Source organism: Kitasatospora purpeofusca (assembly GCF_036010405.1).
Lineage (GTDB): Bacteria > Actinomycetota > Actinomycetes > Streptomycetales > Streptomycetaceae > Kitasatospora > Kitasatospora purpeofusca.
In genome coordinates, this window is sequence record NZ_CP108561.1 from 2,360,652 (window position 1) to 2,381,255 (window position 20,604).

Here is a 20,604-nt window from a genome sequence, read left to right on the forward strand (position 1 = left end):
CCGTCAATCCGATGTTCGGAGCATTGAGAACCAATGAATGATCGCGACACTTCTGGCCGACTTTCCCGCTATCTCGGCCATCTGCATACACTTACTGGCGCGGATCCGGTCATTCGAGAGATCCTGCCCCCAGGATCCAAGCTGGGCAGGGCGCTCGCCGCCATCTATGCAAACGTGCCGGAGCCTGGCTATCTGACCGGATTCACGTACGGACTCTCACTGGCGGATCACGCGGAGTGGACTTCAAGTCGCCGAGAATTGAGCGTTACCGTTTGCTCTGATGACTTCGAATGGGCAACTATCCCATCCCGCGCGGTTGGTGCAATGCGTGGAGTTTCAGCCTTTCATAGCGGGCGAGCATTTGGCCACATGGAGCGATTTATCGATTATTCCGATATGTCTAGCCTTCTCTTGGCCAGCCCTGCGGGTCAATGGAATTCCGGCACTCTCGATCTAGGGCCTGGGGAGTTTGATTCGGGCGAGCGTGACGTCGTTGAACTCGTCGGGGCGTATCCAATTTATGCTTCGGAGAGGGAGTTTGTAAAGCTGAATGGCTTTGATGCATTCTGGGGTCTTGAGTGGGATCGATTTGACCCCTTGAGGGCGCCGGTAGCCTGATCTTGATGTGATCTTTTCTGCGCGCGCCGGATACAGGAATGGCCGCCAGGAGCAGTTTGTCAGAACATTCGTAGAGCCCCCGCTGAAGGTCACTTCAGCGGGGGCTCTACGGCGTCTTGACGGCAGTAGTTGACGGCAACGTCAGCGGACGGGTGTTGCACAAAGCCGCGGGTCGTCGCCACCGTCGGGCTGGTCGGCGGTGTTGGTGGGGTTGTGTAGGGCGCGGCCGAGGAGGTCGATGGCTTGCCGCTGGAGGCGGACGTGGGCGTAGACGGTGGCGGTGACGCCGATGTGGGCGTGCCCGAGGAGTTCCTTGAGCATGGAACCGGATTTGGCGCAGTTGGGAGCGGCGAAGGAAAGCTTTGAAGTGGCGGGTAAGGGTGGCGGTTTCGATCGGGTGGCCGTCGGGCCGGGTGAAGACGTGGCCGTTGTCCATCCAGCCCCTGTCGGCCTTCTCTCGCTCCTGAGCCTGCTGCCCGCGATGGGTGCGATGAGTGCGTAAGCAGGACGACGGCAGGGCGATGCGGCGCTCCGAGCTGATGGTCTTTGTGGGGAGCATGGTCAGGCCGCCGGTGCGGGTGCGCTGGAGAGTCCGGCGGACGTTGGCGGTGCCGCCTGCAAGGTCGAGGTATTCCCAACGCAGGCCGAGGAGTTCGCCCTTGCGGAGCCCGGTATGGAGGGCGAGTTCGAACAGTGCACACAGCCGGTGACCAGAGGCACCCGCGAGGAAGTTGCGGGCCTCGTCAGCGGTGAAGGGATCGAAGCGGCGGGGGCGGGGTGTGCCGGTGGGGACGTTGCGGGCGACATTGCGTGGGATCTCCTCCTCTCGCACTGCGTGCTCCAGGGCGGACTTGAGCACAGAGTGGAGGTAGGCGAGTGCGAGTGGGGAGAGATGCTTGCGGCAGCATTTTCCGATGGCGCAACAACGCGAGCGGCGGCCGGCCTTAGCGTCGGGCCTGCGGGCGGCGTCGATGCCGCGAGCGCAGCACTGGCAGACCGTTCACAGTTCGTTCAGCCAGCTCCGGACGTCCTTTGCCGAGAGCTTGGCGATCTTCTGCCGGCCAAGGCCGGGGGCTCGGTACTGGTTGACGCACGCGGTGTAGCGGGTGTGGGTGGTCTCGCGGAGATTTGCTGGCGGGAAGCATTCCGGTCTTCGTCCATAATTGCGATGAGACGGCGACCGTTCTTTACGATCCCGAGCAGGGGAGTGATGGGCACGCCATCATTCAGATAGACATGGCCGACGGACGATCAGCCACGACGGAAGCCATGCCGCAGGGAAGGCCCAGGTCGCCTGGCGACTATTCTGGACTCCCAAATGTGGGCGGAGAGGGTTCCGGGAGGACATGGGGCCGAAGACTGTGTCCAGGACGTTCGATCTTCCAAATGCGGAGGCCGCCTGGAAAGCTCAGCAAGGATCCGTCGACACGAACTTCGACCCTTATGGCCCCGGCAACAACTGCGTCACATACTGCGTATTCGTATTGCGGGCAGGCGGAGTCGACCTACCGGAAGGCGCAGGGGGCGTAGCTACATTGCGACTAGCCCTCAGGAGGGGCAAGTGAGGAGATTGATCTTCGACGTATGTTCCGCAGCCCGCCCTTAAGGTGCTGGCCGAAATCATCGTCAGCGCGAATGTGGGTGAAGTTCATCTTCAGCGCGCAGGAGAGGTCCTGGTTGCGCGAGCCAAAATGAATAGCAGGATCCTTGCCCCGGGCACGAAGAGTCGGATCTCGGGCGATCGTCTGGACGAGTTGCTTTTCAGCATCGCCGATGCTGAGGATGCGTACATCGAGGCATGGCAAGCCTGCGAGACAGGAACCAAAGAATGGCGTGACGCAGAGGGACTAGCAGCATTGGATATTTCGCTCAACCGTGCAACCGATTATTTTCGCGCCGTTGCGTCTCAGGAGTAACTGAGCCTACATCCAACTCCGCGGTGCCTCTCCGAGAGTTTCCTGCCCAGAAATTCCCTCGGTCTGCATAGATCGCTGCGGCCCCCTGGTCTAATTCCAGTGGGGCCGCAGTGGCGCCTGACGGCAGCAGCTGACATCACCGTCAGTGAATAGGGGCCGCAAAGGACGGCACATCACTGCCGCCGTCCGGATCGGTGACGACCCGATAGAGCTTTCCAGGTGCCCATCAGGCGAGGCCGATAGCGGTTGGTTGCATACGGAGTCTGACGTGCATGCAGACGGTGGCGATGACGCCGATGTGGGCGTGGCCGAGGAAATATCCGACGACGACAAGTTCAACGCCTCGACCCGCGAGGAGGGTGACGGTTGCATGTCGGAGCTCGCGGAAACGAACCCGACGAAGCGACCTACTGAAGCATCGTGGCGAAAGTTAATGTGGCGGCAACGATCGGCCACACTTCACCCAGCATCACATCCGACGAGCAGTTTCGCCACTCTCGGCGGCGACCTTTTCATTTGGACTCATGGGAAGCACTCCGGGCACAGGCGATGTCGACCTCCGATGCGCTCCTTGTAGTGGACACAGGCCGCGACGCCGCGGTTCCCCCTGGGCGACTGGTCTCCGAGTGGGTCAATTCAGGGCGTGGGGGAGGGTGGTGCGGACCCAGCGTTCGGGTTCGGAGAGGTGGGGGGCGTGGCCGGCGTGGGGGTAGACGTGGCGTTCGGGTTTGGGGAGGGAGAGGTCGATCAGGTCGAGGATCTCGCCGTACATGGGGGCGCTGTCGTCGCTCTGGGTGAGGAGGACGCGTTCGGTGAAGCGGTTGAGGGCGGTGAGGTCGAGGTCGAGGGCGTCCGGGTCGCGGAGTTCGTCGAGGTAGGTCGGGGCGTTGCGGACGCAGGTGTGGCGGACCGGGGCGGGGAGTTGTTCCCAGGCGCCCGGGCCGAAGGCGATGGTGTTGGCGTAGAGCTCGGCCGCGGCCGCTGATTCGGCCTGTTCGAGGAGTTCGCGGACCTCCGAGATCCGTTCGGAGAAGGCGACGCCGAGGGGGCGGAGTTCCGGGTCGGCGAGGAGGACGCCGGTCGCGGGCGGTTCGTGGACGGTCACGCCGCGCAGCAGGTCGGGGCGGGCGGCGGCGAGGCGGAGGGCGATCAGGCCGCCGTAGGAGTCGCCGCAGACGTAGGCGGGCGCCAGGCCGAGGCCGACGATGAGGCCGGCGAGGTCGGCGGCGTCCTCGTAGACGGATCCCTGGGTGAGGAGGTCCTCGCTGCGGCTGTGTCCGCGCCGGTCGTAGGAGACGACGGTGGTCTCCTCCGCGAGCCCCGGCAGTACCCGTACCCAGCTGTCGGCGTCCGTCCAGGAACCGTGCACCAGCACCACTCCCGGCCCGGCGCCCCGGGTCTCGTAGTACAGCGACACGCCGTTCACCCTGATCTCGGCCATCGAGAGCCTCCCGACCTCGGTCGTGCACCCTCCAGCCTGACACAGAAGGGGAGGGAGGGGGATCAGATCAGGGGCGGGAAGAGGCCGCGGTGCCAGTGGCCGAGCCAGGAGGCGGTCACGGAGGGGAGCGGCAGGTCGGCCGTCGACTCGTCGTACGGGAGGACGGCGGTCGGTGCGATCCACCCCTCCCCCGGGTCGATGCGCAGCCGGAGGGCGTGCACGGGCCTGCGGAGGGTGACGTAGAGGCGCAGGTCGGCGGTGCTCGGGGTGTGGGTCGCGTAGTCGGCGTGGACGGTGCGGCAGATGGATTTGATGTCGGTGGTGGCGAGGAGGAGGTGCCGGCTCCCCGGACCGAGGTTCACGCAGAGGCGTCGGCGGGCGGTCTCGCGGGAGGGGTACGGGAGGGGCTGGTGGTTGTCGACGTGCAGGCCGAGGCGGAGGCCGGTGTCGGGATGGGCGTGGGTGGAGGCGAGCCCAGGTGGGTCGGCGGTTTCACCCAGGGTGACCGGGAAGGCGTCGCCAAGCATCTCGACGAGGGCGGTCGCGGTGGGGACGTCGAAGACGGTGTCGGGCAAGCGGAAGAGTTCGACGAGCCCGCTGTCCCGGGTGAAGACGCTCGGCGCGAACCGCTCCGGATACCCGTCCGGGAGCGGTTCCCAGACCTCGTCCGGGACGACGACGGTGGTCTCGTACCCCGGTCGGAGGGTGAAACGGCGGACGCCGGAGATCTCGCAGCGCGCGTGCAGCCGGGCGGGGTCCTGGAAGGCGATGGCGGCGGGGTGCATGGGGTCGGGTCCTCAGGAGTTCAACCGGTGAGCGGTGGTGGTGGCATGGCGGAGGGGTCGAGCAACATTCGGACCCAGACCCGCTTTCCGGCCCCCTTGCGGGTGACGACCCCGAAGTCGAAGGCGAGTTGGCGGACGAGGTCGATCCCCCGCCCGCACTCGCTGAAGCGGCGGGGCGCGCGGGAGTGGAGCGGCAGGTCGTGCCGGGGGTCCCAGACTTCGAGCCGGCAGTCACCGTCGAACTCCTGGAGGTGGAGCCGGACTTCGCCGTGGCCGGCGCAGGCGTGGACGACGGCGTTGGTGACCAGTTCGGAGGCGATGAGGACGAGGTCGTCGACCCGTTCGCCCGACCATCCCCAGGAGGTCAGTTGGTCACGGATGCCCCGCCGGGCAGTTCGCACCGAGGTGCTGTGATCGGCGAGTCGGGCCTCCCAGGTGCGGAAGGCAGGCATACCCGGAGTGGACATGGAGGAGCCCCTTCAGGAGCGTGTCCGGTCGGTCACGTTGAGTGTGGGGCAACCTGAATCGAATTTGCAACCCGAACTAGGAAAGCTAAAAATAAATTAGTTGATCATGGGTCCGGCTTGAGCCTCGCCGCCCTCATGGACAGACTGGTCGCGAACGCCTACAGGGAGGGACAGCTCTTGTCCATGGACAGGTCCACGCTCCGGAGGATCCGGCTCGGGGAGGAGTTGCGCGCCTGGCGAGTGGAGAACAACAAGACCCAGATCGACATGACGAGGGGTCTGAAGGGCTGGAACCCTGGCCGCCTGAGCAGAGTCGAGCACGGAAAGGTCCCTGTCGACGCAGCAGACCTCAATCGGCTGCTCGACCACTGCGGCATCACCGGCACTGACCGCACTGAGATCGAGGACCTCATTGGTGACGGGCCGGACCGGAACTGGTGGCAGGACCACGAGTTCGCCGAGACGATCAGCGCCGCGTTCGGCGAGTTCCTCGGCCTCGAAGCCGCGGCCACACACATGCTCGACTACTACCACTCCGCCTTCCCGGGACTCCTGCAGACGCCGGACTACGCGCGCGAGATGATCTCTGCAGGTCTCGACGGCCTGAGCGAGGATCAGAACGAGGCTGCGGCCGAGATCCGGATACTGCGCCAACGTCGCCTCACTGATGAGCCCAGGCTCGACCTGGAGGTCTACTTCGGCGAGGTCGCACTCCTGGTAGCCGGCGACGAGGAGATCCTCGCCGAGCAGATCCGCCACGTCCTCAAGGTCTCCGAATACCCCAATGTGACGGTCCGAATGGTGCCGTTGAGCGCAGGGAGACCCGGCATCCTCGTCTCAGGACTCACGCTTCTGCGGTTCCCCGATGAGCCGGATGGCGGCTTTGTCTTCACCGAGGCCGTCGGCGGTATGCTCCCGCGTAGATCGGGACGAGATGTTCGACGAGCCGAGCGGGCTTTCAGCCGCTTGAAGCGGTTCGCCCTGTCGCCTGCCGACACCATCAGTGCCCTTGAACGCAAGTTGGAAGAGATCACGTGAGCGAGAAGCACGACCCCTACGACCACAGTCCCGCCGAGGCGGCCTGGTCCAAGTCCCCCTTCTCCGGGGAGAGCAACGGCAACTGTGTGATCGTCGCTCGCTTCCCCAACGGGGACGTCTGGGTCGGCGACGACAAAAACCCCGAGCGGCCGCACCTCGCGTTCGACCGTGCCGAGTGGACCGCCTTCGTCAAGGCGATCGAGACGCAGGCTCCCAACTTCACCGTCTGACGACGTGACACACGACGGAGTGGGAAGTCGGATCCACCGACTTCCCACTCCGTCGTCTCATACCCGCACCAGGCGCAGCCGCTCCGACGGCCACGGGGGCGGCTCGGCAGGGCCGTTGAACCACACCCGGACGTCCTCGCCCCCGCGCACGGGGAGCGCCGGGAAGTCGTTCGGCGCGTGCTCGGTGCGGTGGAGGGCGTGGGACGGGTCCAGGTGCCGGGCGGCGTACGCGTCGAAGGCGGCCTCGTCCGGGGGATGGCAGACGGTGGCGAGCACGTCCGCGTCCACAGGGACAAAGCCCGGGCCGCGCAGCAGGAACACGTCGTCGCTGTCGAGCATCGTCGCGTTCGCCGCCTCGCGGTGCCGCCGCCACACCGGGCCGCCGTAGAACGCCTCCAGGGAGCGCCGACGGCTCGCCATGTCGGGGAAGGACCGCATCCAGACGAAGCGGTCCGGGTCGCCCAGGTCGCGGAACCGGCCGCCCACCGCGATCCCGACCGCCTCCTGTCCGGTGACGAACTCGCGCTCGAACAGCTCGATCAGGGTGTCCCGCGCGCCCGGGTGCAGGGTGTAGCGGCGGAGTTCGACGATGCGCGAGTTGTCGAGCAGCGGAGTGTTCACAGGCCGACCGTCGCCGGGCCGGTGCGGGTGAAGTCCATGACCCAGTTGAGCTCCCAGGTCACTCCCCCGTCCGCCGAGAACTCCTGTTCCCAGCGCGCCGCGTCCGGGCCGAGCCGGTGCCAGGTGAAGTGCACCCGGACCGGCAGCCCCTCGTAGCTGTCGTCGCCGTAGAAGTCGCCCCGCTCCCCCGCGAAACCGCCGCTCACGGGCGGGTCGAGCCGGCCGGTCCGGCTGCTGGACCAATAGATCGACCACTTCCCGGCCTCCCGGTCGAACAGCCGCAGGGTCACGCCCCGGCGTCCGCCGAGGGTGGGGAAGGTGATCTCGTCGATGTTGCCGCCACCCTCGAACAGCGGCCGGACCACCGACCGCCCCGGGAACTCCTCCCACACCTCGGAGCCGGGGGTCAGCAGTGCGGCGAGGCGGCGGTTGGCCACGTCCCAGGAGCCGTGCAGGAAGTCGAAATCGTTCATGCGCCGCAGGTTATGGACACTCCACTGACATCCTCTGTCAGTGAAGTCGCGGATACTCGACGCTATGCGCGCGAGCCGACTCGTCACCCTGCTGCTCCTGCTCCAGAACCGGGGCCGGATGACCGCCCGGCAGCTCGCCGAGGAGTTGGAGGTCTCCGTCCGGACCGTCTACCGGGACGTCGAGGCCCTCGCCGCCGCCGGGATCCCGCTGTACGGGGACGCCGGGCACGCGGGCGGCTACCGGCTGCTCGACGGCTACCGGACCCGCCTCACCGGGCTCACCGGCGACGAGGCGCAGGCCGCCTTCCTCACCGCACTTCCCGAGGCCGCCGCCCAGCTCGGGCTCGGCGAGGCCCTCGCGACCGCCCGGCTGAAGCTGGACGCGGCCCTCCCCGCTGCCCTCCGCGAGCACGCCGGGCGGATCCGGCAGCGCTTCCTGCTCGACGCGCCCGGCTGGTACGGCGACGCCGACCGCGCGCCGCACCCGCACCTCGCCGCCGTCGCCACCGCTGTGTGGGAGCGACGGGCGGTGCTGCTGCGCTACCGGCGCTGGCGGGCGCCGGAGGAGATCGAGCGACGGGTCGAGCCGTACGGGCTGGTGCTGAAGGCCGGGCGCTGGTACCTGGTCGCGGGCGGGGCGTCCGGGCTGCGGACGTACCGCGTCGACCAGATCCTCGGCCTGCGCCTCCTGGCGGAGGAACCCATCACCGCGCCGCCCTCCGGGTTCGACCTCGCCGCCCACTGGCGCGCGTACGTCGCCGATTTCCGGGCCCGGCTGCACACCGGGGAGGCACTCGTCCGGGTGACGGCGGAGGGCGCGCGGCGTCTCGGCCTCACACGTTCGGGTGGTGATGAATGGACGGAGGCGCGGGTGCCGATCGAGTCGGTCGAGCACGCGCACGGGGAGTTCCTCCGCCTGGGTACCGAGATCGAGGTCCTGGCCCCGGCGGAGCTCCGGGACCGCATCGCCGCCACCGTCCGTGCCCTGAGCGACCGTTACGGCGAAAACGCGTCCCGCGGTGACCATCGCACGGAATGATGATTCTCCGGTCAGAAGGATCGACGGAGGATCGGATCATGAGCGAGTCGGAGACGCCGCCGGAACGGTCGGACGGAGGCAGCAGCGGGGGCGGGGGCGGCGGCGGCCGCGGGGGTGGCGAGGACCGCGAAGGCAACGAGGGCAACGAGGGCGCCGACCTCGACCACGTCGCGCCGATACCCGCCGGCCAGCCCGTCGTCCACAATCAGATCATCAACTCCCGGATCGTCAACGCGATCCAGGCCGGGACGTACATCCACCAGGAAGCCCCGCGCCCCGCCCCGCCGGACTGGCCGGTGGTGATCGGCAGCATCCCGATCCTCGCCAGTGCCTTCCAGCCCCGGACCGCCGTGCGCGCGAAGATCGACGAGGCCCGCGCCGGGCACGAGACCGTGGTGCTGACGCAAGTCCTCGCCGGGGGCGGCGGCGTCGGCAAGAGCCAGCTCGCCGCCTCCTACGCCCACCGGGCGCTGCGCCCCGACAGCGGGGTGGACGTGGTGGTGTGGGCACCGGCCGCCGACACGTTCACCGTGCTCGCCGCGTACGCCGAGGCGGCCGTCGCCGTACAACTGCCCGGTGCGACCGAGGCGCCGGCCGAGGTCGAGCGGAACGCCCTGCAGTTCCTCAACTGGCTGCGCAGCACCGACCGGGGCTGGCTGGTCGTGCTCGACGACGTCACCGACTTCACCGCCACCGGCCCGCCGTGGCCCGGGAGTTCCCGCCGGGGCAACGGCCGGGTGATCGCCACCACCCGCCAGCGGGGCGCGCACGCCTCCGGCGGCGGGCGGGCGCTCGTCCCGATGGACGTGTACAGCCCGGAGGAAGCGTCCGACTACCTGCGCGACCGGCTCACCTCCGCCGGATACCCCTACCTGCTCGACGAGCAGGCCGAGGAACTCGCCGAAGCCCTCGGACGGCTGCCGCTCGCGCTCGGGCACGCCGCCGCTTACATGGTCAACAAGGGCTGCAGCTGCGCCGAGTACCTCGCCCTGTTCCGGGAACGCAGCAGGACACTGGAAGGCATGCTGCCGCCCGACGCGGACACCGAACTGTACGGGCGGCCCGTCGGCACCGCCCTGCTGATCTCTCTGGAGGCGGCGCAGCAGACCGAGCCGAAGGGCCTCGCCCTGCCCGCCGTCCAACTCGCCGCCCTGCTCGACCCGGCTGGGCACCCGCGCGAGCTGTGGCGGACGCCGGCCGCCACGGAGTACCTGGCGGAGCGGCGGGCCGCCGGCGCCGCGGCCGACCCGGATGCACTGGACGCACGAGACACCCGGGACGCACCCGACGCGCGAGGCGGTCCGGACCCCGACGCGCACGCCGGTCCCGACGCGCAGGCCGTCGTCGAGGCGCCACCGCAGGGCAGCAGCCGGCGGTCGCGACGCTGGGCCGCCCGGCTGCTGCGCCGCGAGCCGCCCCCGGACCCTCCGCCCGCCCCGCCGGCGGTGAGCGAGGAGGAGACCCGGGCCGTGCTGGCCGTCCTGCACATCTACAACCTCATCGCCAACCTCCCGGCCGGTGTACCCCTCCCCCACCCCGGCCCGGGACCGGCCCACCGCCCGGCCCACCGGGAGATCACCATCCACGCGCTGACCGCCCGGGCCGCCCGCGACACCAACGCCGAGCCCCAGTGGGCCGAGCTCGCGGTGATCTGGGCCCTCGGCGAACTGTGGCCCGCGCAGGAGCACGCCGACCACCGTCTCGTCGCGAGCCTGCGTGCCAACACGGCCGTGCTGAACGAGATCCTCGGCGACAGACAGCATCATTTCCCCGGCTACCTGCTGCGGGAGAAGGCCGGGCTCAGCCTCCTCCACGCCGGGCTCGGCGAACTCGCGGTCCAGCACTGGGAGGAGGAGGTCCGCTCCGTCGCCCGCTCGCTCGGCCCGCTCCACGGACGCACCCTCACCGCCCGGGCGAACCTGGCCGCCGCCCACCGACAGGCCGGGCAGCCGGTGGACGCCGCCCGGCTGCTGAAGCAGGTCGCGGTCGCGCAACAGGAGCTCCGGGGGGACGAGGACCCGACCACTCTGGCTGTCCTCGCCGCCCTCGGCGCCGCCTACAGCGAGGCGGGCCTGCTCGGTGACGCCGTCGCACTCAAGGAACAGGTGCTCGCGAGCCGGGAGCGGGTCCTCGGCCCGCTCCACCCCGACACCGTCAGCTCGCGTACCGGCCTCGCGATCGCGTACGCCGCAGTGGGGCGGACAGCGGAGGCGCTTGTGCTGCAGGAACGCGCGGTCACCGAATTCCGGCCCGCCGACGACCCCGACGAACCGGGCCCCTTCGGCCCGGGCCGATCGACCCCGGCCAGGCCCGCGGACAGCGACCACCCGGATGCGCTCATCGTCCGCGCCAACCTCGCGCACACCTACACGGAGACCGGACGGGCGGCGGAGGCCCTTCCCATCCAGGAGGAGGTCCTGGCCGCCCGGGAACGGGTGCTCGGCCCCGACCACCGGGACACGCTTTGGTCCCGTATGCAGCTCGCCGCCTCCTACGCGGCCGTCGGGCGCACGGAGGAGGCACTCGCCATCGAGGAACGGACCGTCCCCGAACTGGAACGCGTCCTCGGCGCCGACCACCCGCTGACCCTCACCGGCCGGTCCGACCTCGCCGTCTCCTACCGGCGGGCCGGCCACAACGACAAGGCTGCCTCGGTCGGCGAGGGGGTACTGGTTGCCCGGGCCCGGGTCCTCGGCCGGGACCACCCGGACACGCTGGCGTCCGCCGCCAACCTGATCAACGCCTACGCGGAGGCGGGCCGGACCCGGCAGGCCCTGCGCCTCGCCGAAATCGCCCTGCCGCAGCAGGAACGGGTCTTCGGCCCGCGTTCCGAGACGGCGCTGATCGGACGGCACGCCGTCGCGACGCTCCGGATCCGCAGCGGAATGGCCGCTCTGCGGTACGACCCCGCCTCGGCCGCCGAGCACGCGGCGGCGGCCCTGGAGGCGGTCGGCCCGCACATCGAGCCGCGCCTGCCGTCCTTCGCGACGCTCCTCAAGGCGGCCCGCCTCCTCGAAGCCCGCGCCGCCGAGGCCACCCGGGACGCCGACGGGGTGGAGCAGGAGTAGGACACTTCGGGGCGTAGGACGCTGCGGGGGCGGAGGAGGCGGAGGAGCGGGCGCCCACGTGCACCGAAAGTCGGACCGGCCGACTTCCCACTCCGGTGGGCCGGTCCGACCGTGACGGTCGTACCGAAGGGTCGTTGCGCCGGGTGTGAAGACGACCCGAGCCCTCGTGCTCCTCGCGACCGTCCTGTTCACCACCGCTCCTGCGGGCACGGCCACCGCCGGTGCGACGCCCGTTTCCCCCTCGTCCGCCTCCTCCTCGTCCGCCACCGGCTCGTCCGCTACCGGCTCGGTCCTTCCCGCCGTCGGCACCGGCCTCCGGCTCACCGTGGCCCACGGCGAGACCCCCGTCGCCGGCACGCCGCACGTCGCCCTCCTCGGCTGCCCGCCGGACGGCTCCACCACGCACCCCGACCCGTTCACGGCCTGCCGCCTGCTCGACTCGGTCAACGGCGACCTCGGCCGGCTCGACGTCGACCCCGGTGTCTGCAACGACCTGTACGACCCGTACACCGTCACCGCCTCCGGGACTTACCGGGGACGGCCGCTCACCTTCCAGCACACCTACGGCAACCACTGCGACCTGCTGCGCACCACCGGCGCGTTCTTCGACTTCTGACCCACCCCCGCTGACCCACCCCCGCCAACGGCCGGGGAGTGCTGGCTGCCATGCTCTCCTGGGCCGTCGGCCGACGGTCGGACCGGAAGCGGGGGGAAGCGCATGGACGTCGGGGAGTACCTGAGGGAACGTGACGCGCGGGCGTGGCGGCGCGCCGAGCGTTCGCGGGGCTGGGGAGTGCACGCGCTGGGGCTGCTGGCGCTGGCCGCCTGGTTGTGGGCGATCGGGATGGCCTTCGTCCCGGCCTCGCACGAGTACCGGAACGGCACGACGGTGCACTGCGGTTCTCCGGTGTTCTACAACGCTCTCGCCGACTCGTGGGCCACCCGTGATTGCGGCGGCATCACGGACAACCGGATGCGTGGCGCGGTCGGCGTCGGGTTGGTGTCGCTGCCGCTCTCGGTGGGGTGGCTCTGGCGGACGATCGTCGTCCGGGTCGAGCGCGTCGAGGGCAACCGCTGAGGCCGCACTCGGCGGCATCGCGCGCGGCGTCACGCCGGGGCGGCCGGTGAGCGGAACGCGCGGCGGTAGTCGGTGGGCGTGACGCCGACGCGGGCGGTGAAGTCGCGGCGCAGGTTGTGGGCAGCACTGGTCGTCGAGGCCGCCGACGTGACCACGGGCGTCCTGGAGCGGGCGGCGGACGCCGACTGGTCGCGGCGCCCCGACGGAAGCGACTGGACCGCCCGGGCCACCCTGGACCACCTCGCGCTGGGTGTGCTCGGCTACGCGGGCCTGCTGACCGCGCGGCCCACCGATCGGTACGTCACCCTGTTCGGCTCGCTGGACCCGGCCGCCCCGATCCCCCACTGCCTGGAAGGGCTGCGCATCGCCGCCGAGCTGCTGGCGGCGACCGTCCGCTCGGCACCGCCGGAGGCCCGGGCCTGGCACCCCTGGGGCCACTCGGACGGTCCGGGCTTCGCCGCGATGGGGATCGTGGAACTTCTCGTCCACGGATGGGACCTGGCCGGGGCGTTCCAGCTCGACCGGCAACCGGTGGACCGGCTCGCCGCCCCGGCGGTGGCCCGGCTCTTCCCGGAGGCCCCGCCCGGCCACGGCGGCACGGACACCCTGCTCTGGTGCACCGGCCGGACCGCGCTGTCGGACCTCCCGCGCCGCCCGGCGGGTGCATGGCGCTGGGACGGTCGGGTGCGCTGAGCGCCGGACGGCGCCGCACCCACGGCGGGCGCCGCACCGACGGACGGCACACGCGGCGGACGGCGGCAACGAGGACGGCGACGACGGTGCGCAGCAACTCACGGACAGCTGCGGGAAACAGGAAGCGCCGCGGCTCGGCGCTCACGCCCTGCCGGGAGAGGTGGTCGACCACGGGACCTCGATTCCCGGGCCACCCCACCGGCAGCCCGACGTCCCTCAGCCTGCCGCTCCCCCACCCCAATCCGCCCGTACCGATCGGCACATTTCCGACTCGCCCCAACGCACCGGTGCCCCCTGCTGATCGGCAGGGGGCACCGGTGAAAACCAAGGCGCCGGGAACAACGGCCCCGCACCTACCCCGTACCTACCCCGCGTCGCCGCCGAGGGTCTCGGAACCGTTGTTGTCCTTGCGACGCTGGGCCTTCTGGTAGCTCCGCACCGCCCGACCCGCACCGACGGTGGCCGCCGCCACGGCGCGCGTCCACCGGGGACCCCCTCGGTCGGCCCACACCACGCAGACGCAGCCCCCGACGACGAGCGCCAGGATCCCGATCAGCACCGCACCGATCATGTCGCCCACCCTTAGTTCTTCGTTCTCGTACGGATTCAAAGGATATTCCCAGGCCCGGCACCGTTCAGGCAGCCCGGCGCGCAGATCGGGCAGATCGGGCGGGGCACCCGCGCGGACGGCGGGAGGCGGGCCGGCGCGCGGAATGCCCGCGCGCGCCGTATCAGCGGCGACGCACCCCGAGCGGGGAGGCCCAGGGGGAAGAACAGCAGTGCCCTTCCGGGCACCGGGCACCGGGCACCGGGCACCGGTCAGCCGCCGGACGCCGCCGACGAGGACACGGCCGGCGAGGACGCTGCCGACGACGAAGCAGCCGACGAGGGCACGGCGGCGCGGATCAGCTGGCGCAGCGCCCCGTAGTACACCTCGTGGTCGGTCACGACGGGCACGATCTCGGCGAGCCGGCCGCTCAGCACCGGATAGATCTCCGGGTCGAGCGCGGCCAACGCCGTACGGGTCGCGGCCCGGGTGGCGGCAGGGTCGCGGTGGTCGACGAAGCTCGCGCTGCCGAGGGTGAGCAGGTACATCCGCCGGTACGCGGTGATCGCCTCCTCGGCGGTCATCCCGGCCGCCATGCTGTCGGCGAGCTGCGGTTCCACCAGCCGGGCCAGCAGGTTCCGGCCCAGCCAGGGGCGGCTGCCGCGCAGGGCGACGAGCCCGGGGTGGGTGGTCAGCAGCCGGTACAGCGCGGTGAACCGGGTCTCGGTGGCGTCGGCCCAGGCGGTGCCGGGCGCGATGCGCGGGAGCTGTTCGGCGAGGTGGTCGGTGACCAGGTCGAGCAGTCCCGCCAGGTCGGTGCAACGGCGCTGGAGCGAGGCGACGGAGATGTCCAGGTGGGCCGCGAGCGTCCGGAAGCTGAGGGCGGACGGGCCCTGGCCGTCGACGACGGACAGGGCGGCGACCGCGATGCGTTCGGGGGTGGCGCGGTCGAGGGAGGCGGATTGCCGAGGCATGCGGCACAGCGTACGGTACGCCGTACCGGAATGCGGACCCCTGGAGGCGGCACCATGCGACACGAGCTCGGCTACGACGACATCAAGGCGGCCGCGGAGCGGATCGCCGGTCACGTCCGGCCGGTGGCGGTCGCGCCCGCCGAGGGCCTCGGGGACAGCGGAGACGCCAAGGGCCCCGAGCTGTGGCTGGCGCTGGAGTACCTCCAGCACACCGGGTCGTTCAAGGCGCGCGGCGCGCAGAACTTCCTCCGCGCCCACCGCGAGGCCGGGACCCTGCCCGACGCGGGCGTCACCATCGCCTCCGGCGGCAACGCCGGGCTGGCGTGCGCGTGGGCGGCGCTCCGGCAAGGGGTGCGGGCGACCGTGTTCCTGCCGGCCAACGCACCGCAGGTGAAGATCGCCCGGCTCCGCTCGTACGGGGCGGACGTCCGGCTGGTCGGCACGGAGTACGCCGAGGCGCTGGCGGCCTGCGAGGAGTTCGCCGCGACCAGCGGCGCGCTGGCGAGCCACGCCTACGACCATCCGCTGATCGCGGCGGGCGCGGGCACCCTGATGGAGGAGATCCACGCGCGGGTGCCCGGCCTGGACACCGTGCTGGTCGCGGTCGGCGGCGGCGGGCTGTTCGCGGGCGTGGCCACGGCCGCGCGGCAGCACGGGATCCGCGCGGTGGCGGTCGAGCCGGAGCACTCCCGGGCGCTGCACGCCGCCCTCGCGGCGGGCCGGCCGGTGGACGTCACGGTCGACTCGGTCGCGGGCGACTCGCTCGGCGCCCGCCGGGCCACCGCCCTGGCCGTGGACGCCGCCCGGCCCGACGCGGACGGCCGGGGCGGAGGCGCCACCGGCGCCCGTTCGGTGCTCGTGCCGGACGAGGCCATCGTCCGGGCCCGCCGGGAACTCTGGGAGGACCGCCGGATCCTGGTCGAGCACGGCGCCGCCACCGCCTTCGCCGCCCTGCTCACCGACGGCGACGCCGAGAACGACAGCAGCGGCACCAGCACCGACAGCACCGACAACGCCGCCCGCACCGACGGAACCTACGGCTACCGCCCCGCCGACGGCGAGAAGGTCTGCGTCATCCTGTGCGGCGCCAACACCGACCCGGCCACGCTCCCGACGTCGCCCGACCCGCGCTGAACCGGCCGGGCGGTGCGGCGGCCACCCCGCCGCCCCACCGCCCGCCTACTCCCGCACCCCACCGCCCGCCTACTCCCCCACCCCACCCCCGACCCGACCCCCACCCCCCAGCCGGTCCCCCAACGACGTCCGCCGGTAGAGCACCTGCCGCCCGTCCCGGGCCCGGGCGACCAGACCGTTGGCGTGCAGCACCCGCAGGTGCTGCGAGACGGCACTCGGCGTGACCCGCAACCGGCGCGCGAGTTCGACGGTGGCCAGCGGCTCGTCCAGCATGGTGAGCAGCCGGGCCTTGGCCGCCCCGACCAGCGCGGTGAGCGCCGGGGCCTCGACGACGGGCGGGCGGGACCAGAGCGTCGCGACACCCCGGCAGGGGTACGCCAGCGTGGGCGCGCCGTCCGCGCTGAGCGGTGGCGCCGGCTTGTGGGCGAACACGGACGGCAGGAGCAGCAACCCCCGTCCGGAGGCGAGGACATGGTGGCGGCCGATCATGTCGGCGATGTGCAGGACGCCCCGGTGCCAGCGCAGGGACGGGTGCATGTCGGCGAACAGCAGCCGGGCACCGCCGAGGGCGAGCCGGCGGGCGCGGTAGGTCATGTCGGCCTCCAGCAGCAGCCGCATCCCCGGCCACTCCGGCCGCACCGCGATCTCCCAGTAGCGCCGCAGGAGTTCGCAGAGGGCGTCGCGCAGCCGGCGGACGGCCGCGTCCCCGGCGCGGTCGAGGGCGGTGCGCAGGGGCTCGGGCGGCGGGTCGGGGAGGTGGGTGTCCAGCAGGTCGCGCCGGACCACCGCGGGGGCGGTGCGGCGGACGACGGCCAACTCCTCCTCGAACGTCGGGGCGAAGCCTTCCGGACGCGGGGTGAGGAAGTCCGGCACCGTACGCCGCTCGGCCACCAGGGAGAGCAGCAACCCCGCGTCGAAACCGTCGAGTTCACCGAGCGACCGGAGCACGGACCGGCGCCAGGGCAGGTGCAGCGCCGACAGGCCCGGTTCGCGCAGGACGCGCAGGCTGAGCACGGTCTCGTTCAGCGGCGAGAGGGCGAACCGGGTGTCCGCGAGGTCCTCGACGCCCAACTCGAAGGTGATGACCATGAAGTGCCACGCTACATCGGTTGGCAACGGCGCGCCGCAGGTCCAACCTCCGGGTATGAATCGCCGTCTGCTCCTGCTGCTCACCGTCACCTGCGCCGTCGGCGTGGGCACGATCTACTTCCCCCAGGCGATCACCCCCCTGATCGCCTCCGGCCTGGACACGTCCGAGAGTTCCGCCGCACTGGCGGTGACGTTCACTCAGATCGGTTACTCCATCGGCATCTTCCTGATCGTGCCGCTCGGCGACCGAATACCCAACCGCCGACTGCTGACCACCCTGCTCGGGCTCACCGGCGTCGAACTGCTCGCGGCCGGCTGCGCGCCCACCCTGCCCGTACTGCTGGCGGCGAGCGTCGCCGTCGGGACCACCACGGTCGCGGCCCAGGTGGTGTCGCCGATGGCGGCCGGGCTGGTGCCCGTCGACCGGCGCGGGGCGGTGATGGGTACGCTGCTGAGCGGGGCCACCGGCGGCATGCTGCTGGCGCGGACGTTCAGCGGCACGCTCGGCGAGTACCTGGGCTGGCGCGCCCCGTACTTGGCGGCGGGGGTGCTGACGCTGGCGCTCGCGGCCGTCCTGACCCGCGCCCTGCCGGACGTCACCGCCGTCACTCCCGCCGTCCGGCCGTCGTACGGGTCGCTGCTGGTCGAGCCGCTCCGACTGCTGCGCGACGAACCGGAGTTGCGCCGCTCGGGCTTCTACCAGGCCATGGTCTTCGGCGGGTTCTGCGCCGTCTGGACCTGCCTGCCGCTGCTGCTGACCGGGCCGGAGTACGGGTTCGGCGCGCAGACGGTCGGGCTGATCGCGCTGGTCGGGGCGGCGACGATGGTCTGCACGCCGTTCGCCGGACGGGTGGTGGACCGCCGGGGCGCCGACCCGGTGAACCTGGCCGGACTTCTCGGCGCCCTCGCCGCGGCGGCGGTCCTGGCGGCCGGGGGCGGGGGCGGCGCGGCGGGCCTGGCCGTCCTGGTGGCCGGGACGCTGCTGCTGGACGTCTCGATGCAGTCCGGGATGATCGCCAACAAGACCCGGGTCTACGAGCTCCGGGCCGACGCCCGCAGCCGGCTCAACACCGCCTACATGACCTTCGGCTACCTCGGCGGCAGCGTCGGCTCCTGGCTCGGCCTGCGCGCCCACGCCCTGGCGGGCTGGGCGGGCGTCTGCACGCTGCTGGCACTGCTCTGCACCCTCGCTCTGACCCGCCACGTCGTCGAGGCGCGCCGCCGCCGTACCGTCCCGCCGACGGTCCGGGACCACCGGCCGGAGCGGCCGCGCGACGGTGGACCGAAACGGCTCGAACAGCACGACGAACAACGCGGCGGGCGCAAGCGCGAGCCCGCTCCGTAGCGAACGCGCCGTAGCGAACGCCCCGCAACGAACGATCCGCAGCGAACGCCCTGCAGCGAACGATCCGGCGCGAACGATCCGGAGCGCACGGTTCTCCTGTCGTTCACGCGACCGGCCCGTTAAAGTCGCGTTCATGACAATCACTTCGGGGTGACCGTCCCCGGAGGCCCCGCCCGCATTCGCCCACGCACCCCCGCCCGCACCACCCACCCCCGACCGGAGGTCGCCCGTGGCCCGCCTCTACGTCCGCAACGGCATCAACCCCGACGACCCGGACGCGCCCGTGGTGGCACTGCTCGTCGATCCGGACGGCTCACCCGGCGAACGCGCCGTCGCCAAGCTGAGCTGGTACGGGCACGAGGGGGACGGCGCGTTCTTCCTCCTCCCCACCGACGGCTGGGCGGAGCACGCCCTGGACGGGAACCGCCTGACCGTCGCGGTGGCCGCGTACCCGTTCACCCTGGAGCAGGTCGGCGCGGACCCGGCGGCGTTCCCGGAGCGCTCGCCCGCCGCCCCCGAGGCGGCCCTGGTGCTGCACGCGGAAGCGGCGGTAGACCCGGTCCTGTACGCCCGGGCCGGAGCCGCGACCGCCGTGTTCAACGCCCGCCCCGGGCTCGCCCTGGAACAGGTGCTCGCCGGGGAGGACGCCTGGCCGGTCGTGCTCGCCCCGCCCCCGCCCACCGAGGACTGAGCGCCGCACACAGCGGGCCGACCGTACGACGCCCCCTGTCGACGCACTCGTCAACAGGCTGTCGACCCGCTGTGTGCGGCGGCGCGATGACATGACGGGAGGCCGGATCCACCGGGGATCCGGCCGAGAGGGGAACCCGACATGATCAACCGTCGTACGGCCGCCGCCGCAGTCCTGGTCGCCGCGACCGCGGTGTCAGGGACGGTCCTGGGAGCCGGGACCGCGAGCGCGAGCACGACCGACCTGCCGCTGCCGGTCAGCGGCGCCGACTACCGCGTCTCCAGCAAGGCCGGCGGCGCCCTCCAGTGGGACAGCCGCGACAGCGGGTCCAACGTGGTGGTCCGCGACTGGAACGAGGCGTCCGCCCAGCAGGTCTGGACGATCAAGGACGAGGGCGCCGGCACCTGGTCGGTCAAGGTGCCGGGCACCAACAACGCGATCGACCGCGACCTGGGCCGGAACACCGTCGGCGCCTGGAACTACCTGGCCGCGGACAACCAGCGGTGGAGCCTGCACAACACCTCACTGGGCGACGGCAGGGGCTGGCTGCTGCGCAACGTCTCGGACCCGCGCCTCTGCCTCGCCCGCGGCGCCGACCTGAACGCGAGGGTGGCCGCCTGCAACACCGGTGACCCGGCACAGAACTGGAACCTCGACCGGAGCAGCGGCACCACCCCGCCGACCCCCGGCCGCCCGGTCATCGACCTGGACTACTCGCGGGCCCCGGACCTCGGACCGTGGCTGGAGCAGCAGAAGCAGACGATCGCGGACTACTACTCGACGATCTCCGCCCTGGTCACCAAGGGCGCCTGGACCGCCGCCCCGCGGTTCCGGATCGTCCTCGACCCGCAGGTCACCGACCACCCCGCCGACGCGCGGCCGGGCGCGGTGCCCGAGATCCACGCGAGCGTCGACTACAGCCGCAACAACCGGGGCGACACCGGCTTCCTGCTGCACGAGGCCGCGCACGTCGCGTTCTTCGGCCACCCGGGCCGCCCGTGGTGGCTGGAGGAGGGGCTGGCGGACTGGGTGCGCTACTACAACTTCCAGCCCGGCACCGTGCATCCGCTCGCCCCGGGCGACCGGTACGACAGCGGCTACAGCGCCACCGCCAGGTTCATCGACTACGTCGCGAAGACCTACCGGCGGCCCGACCTGCCGTACCTGCTGAACACCAGGGACTACGGCTCCGGCCAGATCTGGGTCCAGGTCACCGGCAGGAGCGCCGACCAGCTCTGGAACGAGATGCCCAAGTAGCAGGCCGACGCCGCCCCGGCCCGTCGACGGGAGGTGTCCACCGTCGACGGGCCGGGGCGGGACCCGCTCCGACTCCGACTCCGACTCCGACCGGGGGCCG

The 20,604-nt window shown here is 71.4% G+C and carries 23 protein-coding genes and 1 pseudogene; 13 read left to right on the top strand and 11 right to left on the bottom strand.

Annotated elements, in window-relative coordinates; translation table 11 throughout:
• Positions 1 to 33 precede the first annotated feature (33 nt).
• On the top strand, positions 34 to 618 hold the full coding sequence (locus tag OG715_RS09975) for a suppressor of fused domain protein (RefSeq protein ID WP_266275407.1): 585 nt from the start codon (positions 34 to 36) through the stop codon (positions 616 to 618).
• A gap of 141 nt (positions 619 to 759) precedes the next feature.
• Here the strand turns inward: OG715_RS09975 and OG715_RS09980 are convergent, their stop codons facing one another.
• Together OG715_RS09980 and OG715_RS09985 are read right to left on the bottom strand one after the other, a co-directional pair.
• The gene (locus OG715_RS09980) at positions 760 to 939 is read right to left on the bottom strand and encodes a hypothetical protein (RefSeq protein ID WP_266275405.1); all 180 of its coding nucleotides are present in this window, start codon (positions 937 to 939) and stop codon (positions 760 to 762) included.
• Between the two features lie 55 nt (positions 940 to 994).
• Positions 995 to 1,477, bottom strand: a pseudogene (locus OG715_RS09985) (tyrosine-type recombinase/integrase); the annotation flags it as partial.
• Positions 1,478 to 2,225: 748 nt separating this feature from the next.
• Here OG715_RS09985 and OG715_RS09990 point away from each other — a divergent pair.
• The gene (locus OG715_RS09990; protein WP_266275403.1) at positions 2,226 to 2,534 is read left to right on the top strand and encodes a hypothetical protein; all 309 of its coding nucleotides are present in this window, start codon (positions 2,226 to 2,228) and stop codon (positions 2,532 to 2,534) included.
• Positions 2,535 to 3,165: 631 nt separating this feature from the next.
• On the opposite strand, the gene OG715_RS09995 is transcribed toward OG715_RS09990, so the two are convergent.
• The 3 genes from OG715_RS09995 to OG715_RS10005 all read right to left on the bottom strand — a co-directional run bounded on the left by OG715_RS09995 (position 3,166) and on the right by OG715_RS10005 (position 5,227).
• Complete coding sequence (locus OG715_RS09995; protein WP_266275401.1) at positions 3,166 to 3,975, bottom strand: alpha/beta fold hydrolase; 810 nt, start codon at positions 3,973 to 3,975, stop codon at positions 3,166 to 3,168.
• A gap of 62 nt (positions 3,976 to 4,037) precedes the next feature.
• A complete protein-coding gene (locus OG715_RS10000) occupies positions 4,038 to 4,760 on the bottom strand; it encodes a hypothetical protein (protein WP_266275399.1) in 723 nt (240 codons plus the stop codon).
• A gap of 20 nt (positions 4,761 to 4,780) precedes the next feature.
• Complete coding sequence (locus tag OG715_RS10005) at positions 4,781 to 5,227, bottom strand: ATP-binding protein (protein ID WP_327064131.1); 447 nt, start codon at positions 5,225 to 5,227, stop codon at positions 4,781 to 4,783.
• A gap of 117 nt (positions 5,228 to 5,344) precedes the next feature.
• Here OG715_RS10005 and OG715_RS10010 point away from each other — a divergent pair, with 117 nt between their 5' ends.
• Positions 5,345 to 6,265 carry a helix-turn-helix domain-containing protein gene (locus tag OG715_RS10010; protein ID WP_266275395.1) on the top strand — a complete coding sequence of 307 codons (921 nt, stop codon included), beginning with the start codon at positions 5,345 to 5,347 and terminating at the stop codon, positions 6,263 to 6,265.
• Entirely contained in the window at positions 6,262 to 6,495 is a 234-nt protein-coding gene (locus OG715_RS10015; protein WP_266275393.1) for a DUF397 domain-containing protein, read from the top strand. Before OG715_RS10010 ends, OG715_RS10015 begins: the two co-directional genes overlap by 4 nt.
• A gap of 57 nt (positions 6,496 to 6,552) precedes the next feature.
• On the opposite strand, the gene OG715_RS10020 is transcribed toward OG715_RS10015, so the two are convergent.
• Complete coding sequence (locus OG715_RS10020) at positions 6,553 to 7,116, bottom strand: NIPSNAP family protein (protein ID WP_266275391.1); 564 nt, start codon at positions 7,114 to 7,116, stop codon at positions 6,553 to 6,555.
• Entirely contained in the window at positions 7,113 to 7,589 is a 477-nt protein-coding gene (locus tag OG715_RS10025; protein WP_323182267.1) for a hypothetical protein, read from the bottom strand. The genes OG715_RS10020 and OG715_RS10025 overlap by 4 nt, the downstream gene beginning before the upstream one ends.
• A gap of 64 nt (positions 7,590 to 7,653) precedes the next feature.
• Here OG715_RS10025 and OG715_RS10030 point away from each other — a divergent pair, with 64 nt between their 5' ends.
• The 4 genes from OG715_RS10030 (at position 7,654) to OG715_RS10045 (ending at position 12,774) form a co-directional block, all read left to right on the top strand.
• On the top strand, positions 7,654 to 8,628 hold the full coding sequence (locus OG715_RS10030) for a helix-turn-helix transcriptional regulator (protein WP_266275389.1): 975 nt from the start codon (positions 7,654 to 7,656) through the stop codon (positions 8,626 to 8,628).
• Positions 8,629 to 8,666: 38 nt separating this feature from the next.
• Positions 8,667 to 11,696 carry a tetratricopeptide repeat protein gene (locus OG715_RS10035; protein ID WP_266275387.1) on the top strand — a complete coding sequence of 1,010 codons (3,030 nt, stop codon included), beginning with the start codon at positions 8,667 to 8,669 and terminating at the stop codon, positions 11,694 to 11,696.
• Between the two features lie 145 nt (positions 11,697 to 11,841).
• The gene (locus tag OG715_RS10040) at positions 11,842 to 12,312 is read left to right on the top strand and encodes an SSI family serine proteinase inhibitor (protein ID WP_266275385.1); all 471 of its coding nucleotides are present in this window, start codon (positions 11,842 to 11,844) and stop codon (positions 12,310 to 12,312) included.
• Positions 12,313 to 12,414: 102 nt separating this feature from the next.
• Positions 12,415 to 12,774, top strand: a complete 360-nt coding sequence (locus OG715_RS10045; protein WP_266275383.1) for a hypothetical protein — start codon at positions 12,415 to 12,417, stop codon at positions 12,772 to 12,774.
• Positions 12,775 to 12,803: 29 nt separating this feature from the next.
• Here OG715_RS10045 and OG715_RS10050 read toward each other — a convergent pair whose 3' ends face one another.
• The gene (locus OG715_RS10050) at positions 12,804 to 12,929 is read right to left on the bottom strand and encodes a hypothetical protein (RefSeq protein WP_266275381.1); all 126 of its coding nucleotides are present in this window, start codon (positions 12,927 to 12,929) and stop codon (positions 12,804 to 12,806) included.
• On the opposite strand from OG715_RS10050, the gene OG715_RS10055 reads away from it, so the two are divergent.
• Positions 12,922 to 13,467 carry a maleylpyruvate isomerase N-terminal domain-containing protein gene (locus tag OG715_RS10055; RefSeq protein WP_323182266.1) on the top strand — a complete coding sequence of 182 codons (546 nt, stop codon included), beginning with the start codon at positions 12,922 to 12,924 and terminating at the stop codon, positions 13,465 to 13,467. The two genes, OG715_RS10050 and OG715_RS10055, sit on opposite strands and share 8 nt — an antisense overlap.
• Positions 13,468 to 13,831: 364 nt before the next feature.
• On the opposite strand, the gene OG715_RS10060 is transcribed toward OG715_RS10055, so the two are convergent.
• Both OG715_RS10060 and OG715_RS10065 read right to left on the bottom strand, forming a co-directional pair.
• Entirely contained in the window at positions 13,832 to 14,038 is a 207-nt protein-coding gene (locus OG715_RS10060) for a hypothetical protein (RefSeq protein WP_266277353.1), read from the bottom strand.
• A 248-nt stretch (positions 14,039 to 14,286) separates the two neighbouring features.
• The gene (locus OG715_RS10065) at positions 14,287 to 14,988 is read right to left on the bottom strand and encodes a TetR/AcrR family transcriptional regulator (protein WP_266275379.1); all 702 of its coding nucleotides are present in this window, start codon (positions 14,986 to 14,988) and stop codon (positions 14,287 to 14,289) included.
• Positions 14,989 to 15,042: 54 nt separating this feature from the next.
• On the opposite strand from OG715_RS10065, the gene OG715_RS10070 reads away from it, so the two are divergent.
• Complete coding sequence (locus tag OG715_RS10070; protein ID WP_266275377.1) at positions 15,043 to 16,122, top strand: threonine/serine dehydratase; 1,080 nt, start codon at positions 15,043 to 15,045, stop codon at positions 16,120 to 16,122.
• A gap of 69 nt (positions 16,123 to 16,191) precedes the next feature.
• On the opposite strand, the gene OG715_RS10075 is transcribed toward OG715_RS10070, so the two are convergent.
• On the bottom strand, positions 16,192 to 17,211 hold the full coding sequence (locus OG715_RS10075; protein ID WP_266275375.1) for an ArsR/SmtB family transcription factor: 1,020 nt from the start codon (positions 17,209 to 17,211) through the stop codon (positions 16,192 to 16,194).
• A gap of 55 nt (positions 17,212 to 17,266) precedes the next feature.
• Between OG715_RS10075 and OG715_RS10080 the strand changes: the two genes are divergently transcribed.
• The 3 genes from OG715_RS10080 (at position 17,267) to OG715_RS10090 (ending at position 20,504) form a co-directional block, all read left to right on the top strand.
• Positions 17,267 to 18,556 carry an MFS transporter gene (locus tag OG715_RS10080; RefSeq protein ID WP_266275373.1) on the top strand — a complete coding sequence of 430 codons (1,290 nt, stop codon included), beginning with the start codon at positions 17,267 to 17,269 and terminating at the stop codon, positions 18,554 to 18,556.
• Between the two features lie 229 nt (positions 18,557 to 18,785).
• Entirely contained in the window at positions 18,786 to 19,247 is a 462-nt protein-coding gene (locus OG715_RS10085; protein ID WP_266275371.1) for a hypothetical protein, read from the top strand.
• A gap of 141 nt (positions 19,248 to 19,388) precedes the next feature.
• On the top strand, positions 19,389 to 20,504 hold the full coding sequence (locus tag OG715_RS10090) for a basic secretory protein-like protein (protein ID WP_266275369.1): 1,116 nt from the start codon (positions 19,389 to 19,391) through the stop codon (positions 20,502 to 20,504).
• Positions 20,505 to 20,604: the final 100 nt, after the last annotated feature.

Excerpts from the sequence above, each read along its gene's own strand:
- OG715_RS09975 (WP_266275407.1), top strand. The coding sequence starts at position 34 with ATGAATGATCGCGACACTTCTGGCCGACTTTCCCGCTATCTCGGCCAT.
- OG715_RS09980 (WP_266275405.1), bottom strand. The coding sequence starts at position 939 with ATGCTCAAGGAACTCCTCGGGCACGCCCACATCGGCGTCACCGCCACC.
- OG715_RS09995 (WP_266275401.1), bottom strand. The coding sequence starts at position 3,975 with ATGGCCGAGATCAGGGTGAACGGCGTGTCGCTGTACTACGAGACCCGG.
- OG715_RS10000 (WP_266275399.1), bottom strand. The coding sequence starts at position 4,760 with ATGCACCCCGCCGCCATCGCCTTCCAGGACCCCGCCCGGCTGCACGCG.
- OG715_RS10005 (WP_327064131.1), bottom strand. The coding sequence starts at position 5,227 with ATGTCCACTCCGGGTATGCCTGCCTTCCGCACCTGGGAGGCCCGACTC.
- OG715_RS10025 (WP_323182267.1), bottom strand. The coding sequence starts at position 7,589 with ATGAACGATTTCGACTTCCTGCACGGCTCCTGGGACGTGGCCAACCGC.
- OG715_RS10030 (WP_266275389.1), top strand. The coding sequence starts at position 7,654 with ATGCGCGCGAGCCGACTCGTCACCCTGCTGCTCCTGCTCCAGAACCGG.
- OG715_RS10035 (WP_266275387.1), top strand. The coding sequence starts at position 8,667 with ATGAGCGAGTCGGAGACGCCGCCGGAACGGTCGGACGGAGGCAGCAGC.
- OG715_RS10045 (WP_266275383.1), top strand. The coding sequence starts at position 12,415 with ATGGACGTCGGGGAGTACCTGAGGGAACGTGACGCGCGGGCGTGGCGG.
- OG715_RS10060 (WP_266277353.1), bottom strand. The coding sequence starts at position 14,038 with ATGATCGGTGCGGTGCTGATCGGGATCCTGGCGCTCGTCGTCGGGGGC.
- OG715_RS10065 (WP_266275379.1), bottom strand. The coding sequence starts at position 14,988 with ATGCCTCGGCAATCCGCCTCCCTCGACCGCGCCACCCCCGAACGCATC.
- OG715_RS10070 (WP_266275377.1), top strand. The coding sequence starts at position 15,043 with ATGCGACACGAGCTCGGCTACGACGACATCAAGGCGGCCGCGGAGCGG.
- OG715_RS10075 (WP_266275375.1), bottom strand. The coding sequence starts at position 17,211 with ATGGTCATCACCTTCGAGTTGGGCGTCGAGGACCTCGCGGACACCCGG.
- OG715_RS10080 (WP_266275373.1), top strand. The coding sequence starts at position 17,267 with ATGAATCGCCGTCTGCTCCTGCTGCTCACCGTCACCTGCGCCGTCGGC.
- OG715_RS10090 (WP_266275369.1), top strand. The coding sequence starts at position 19,389 with ATGATCAACCGTCGTACGGCCGCCGCCGCAGTCCTGGTCGCCGCGACC.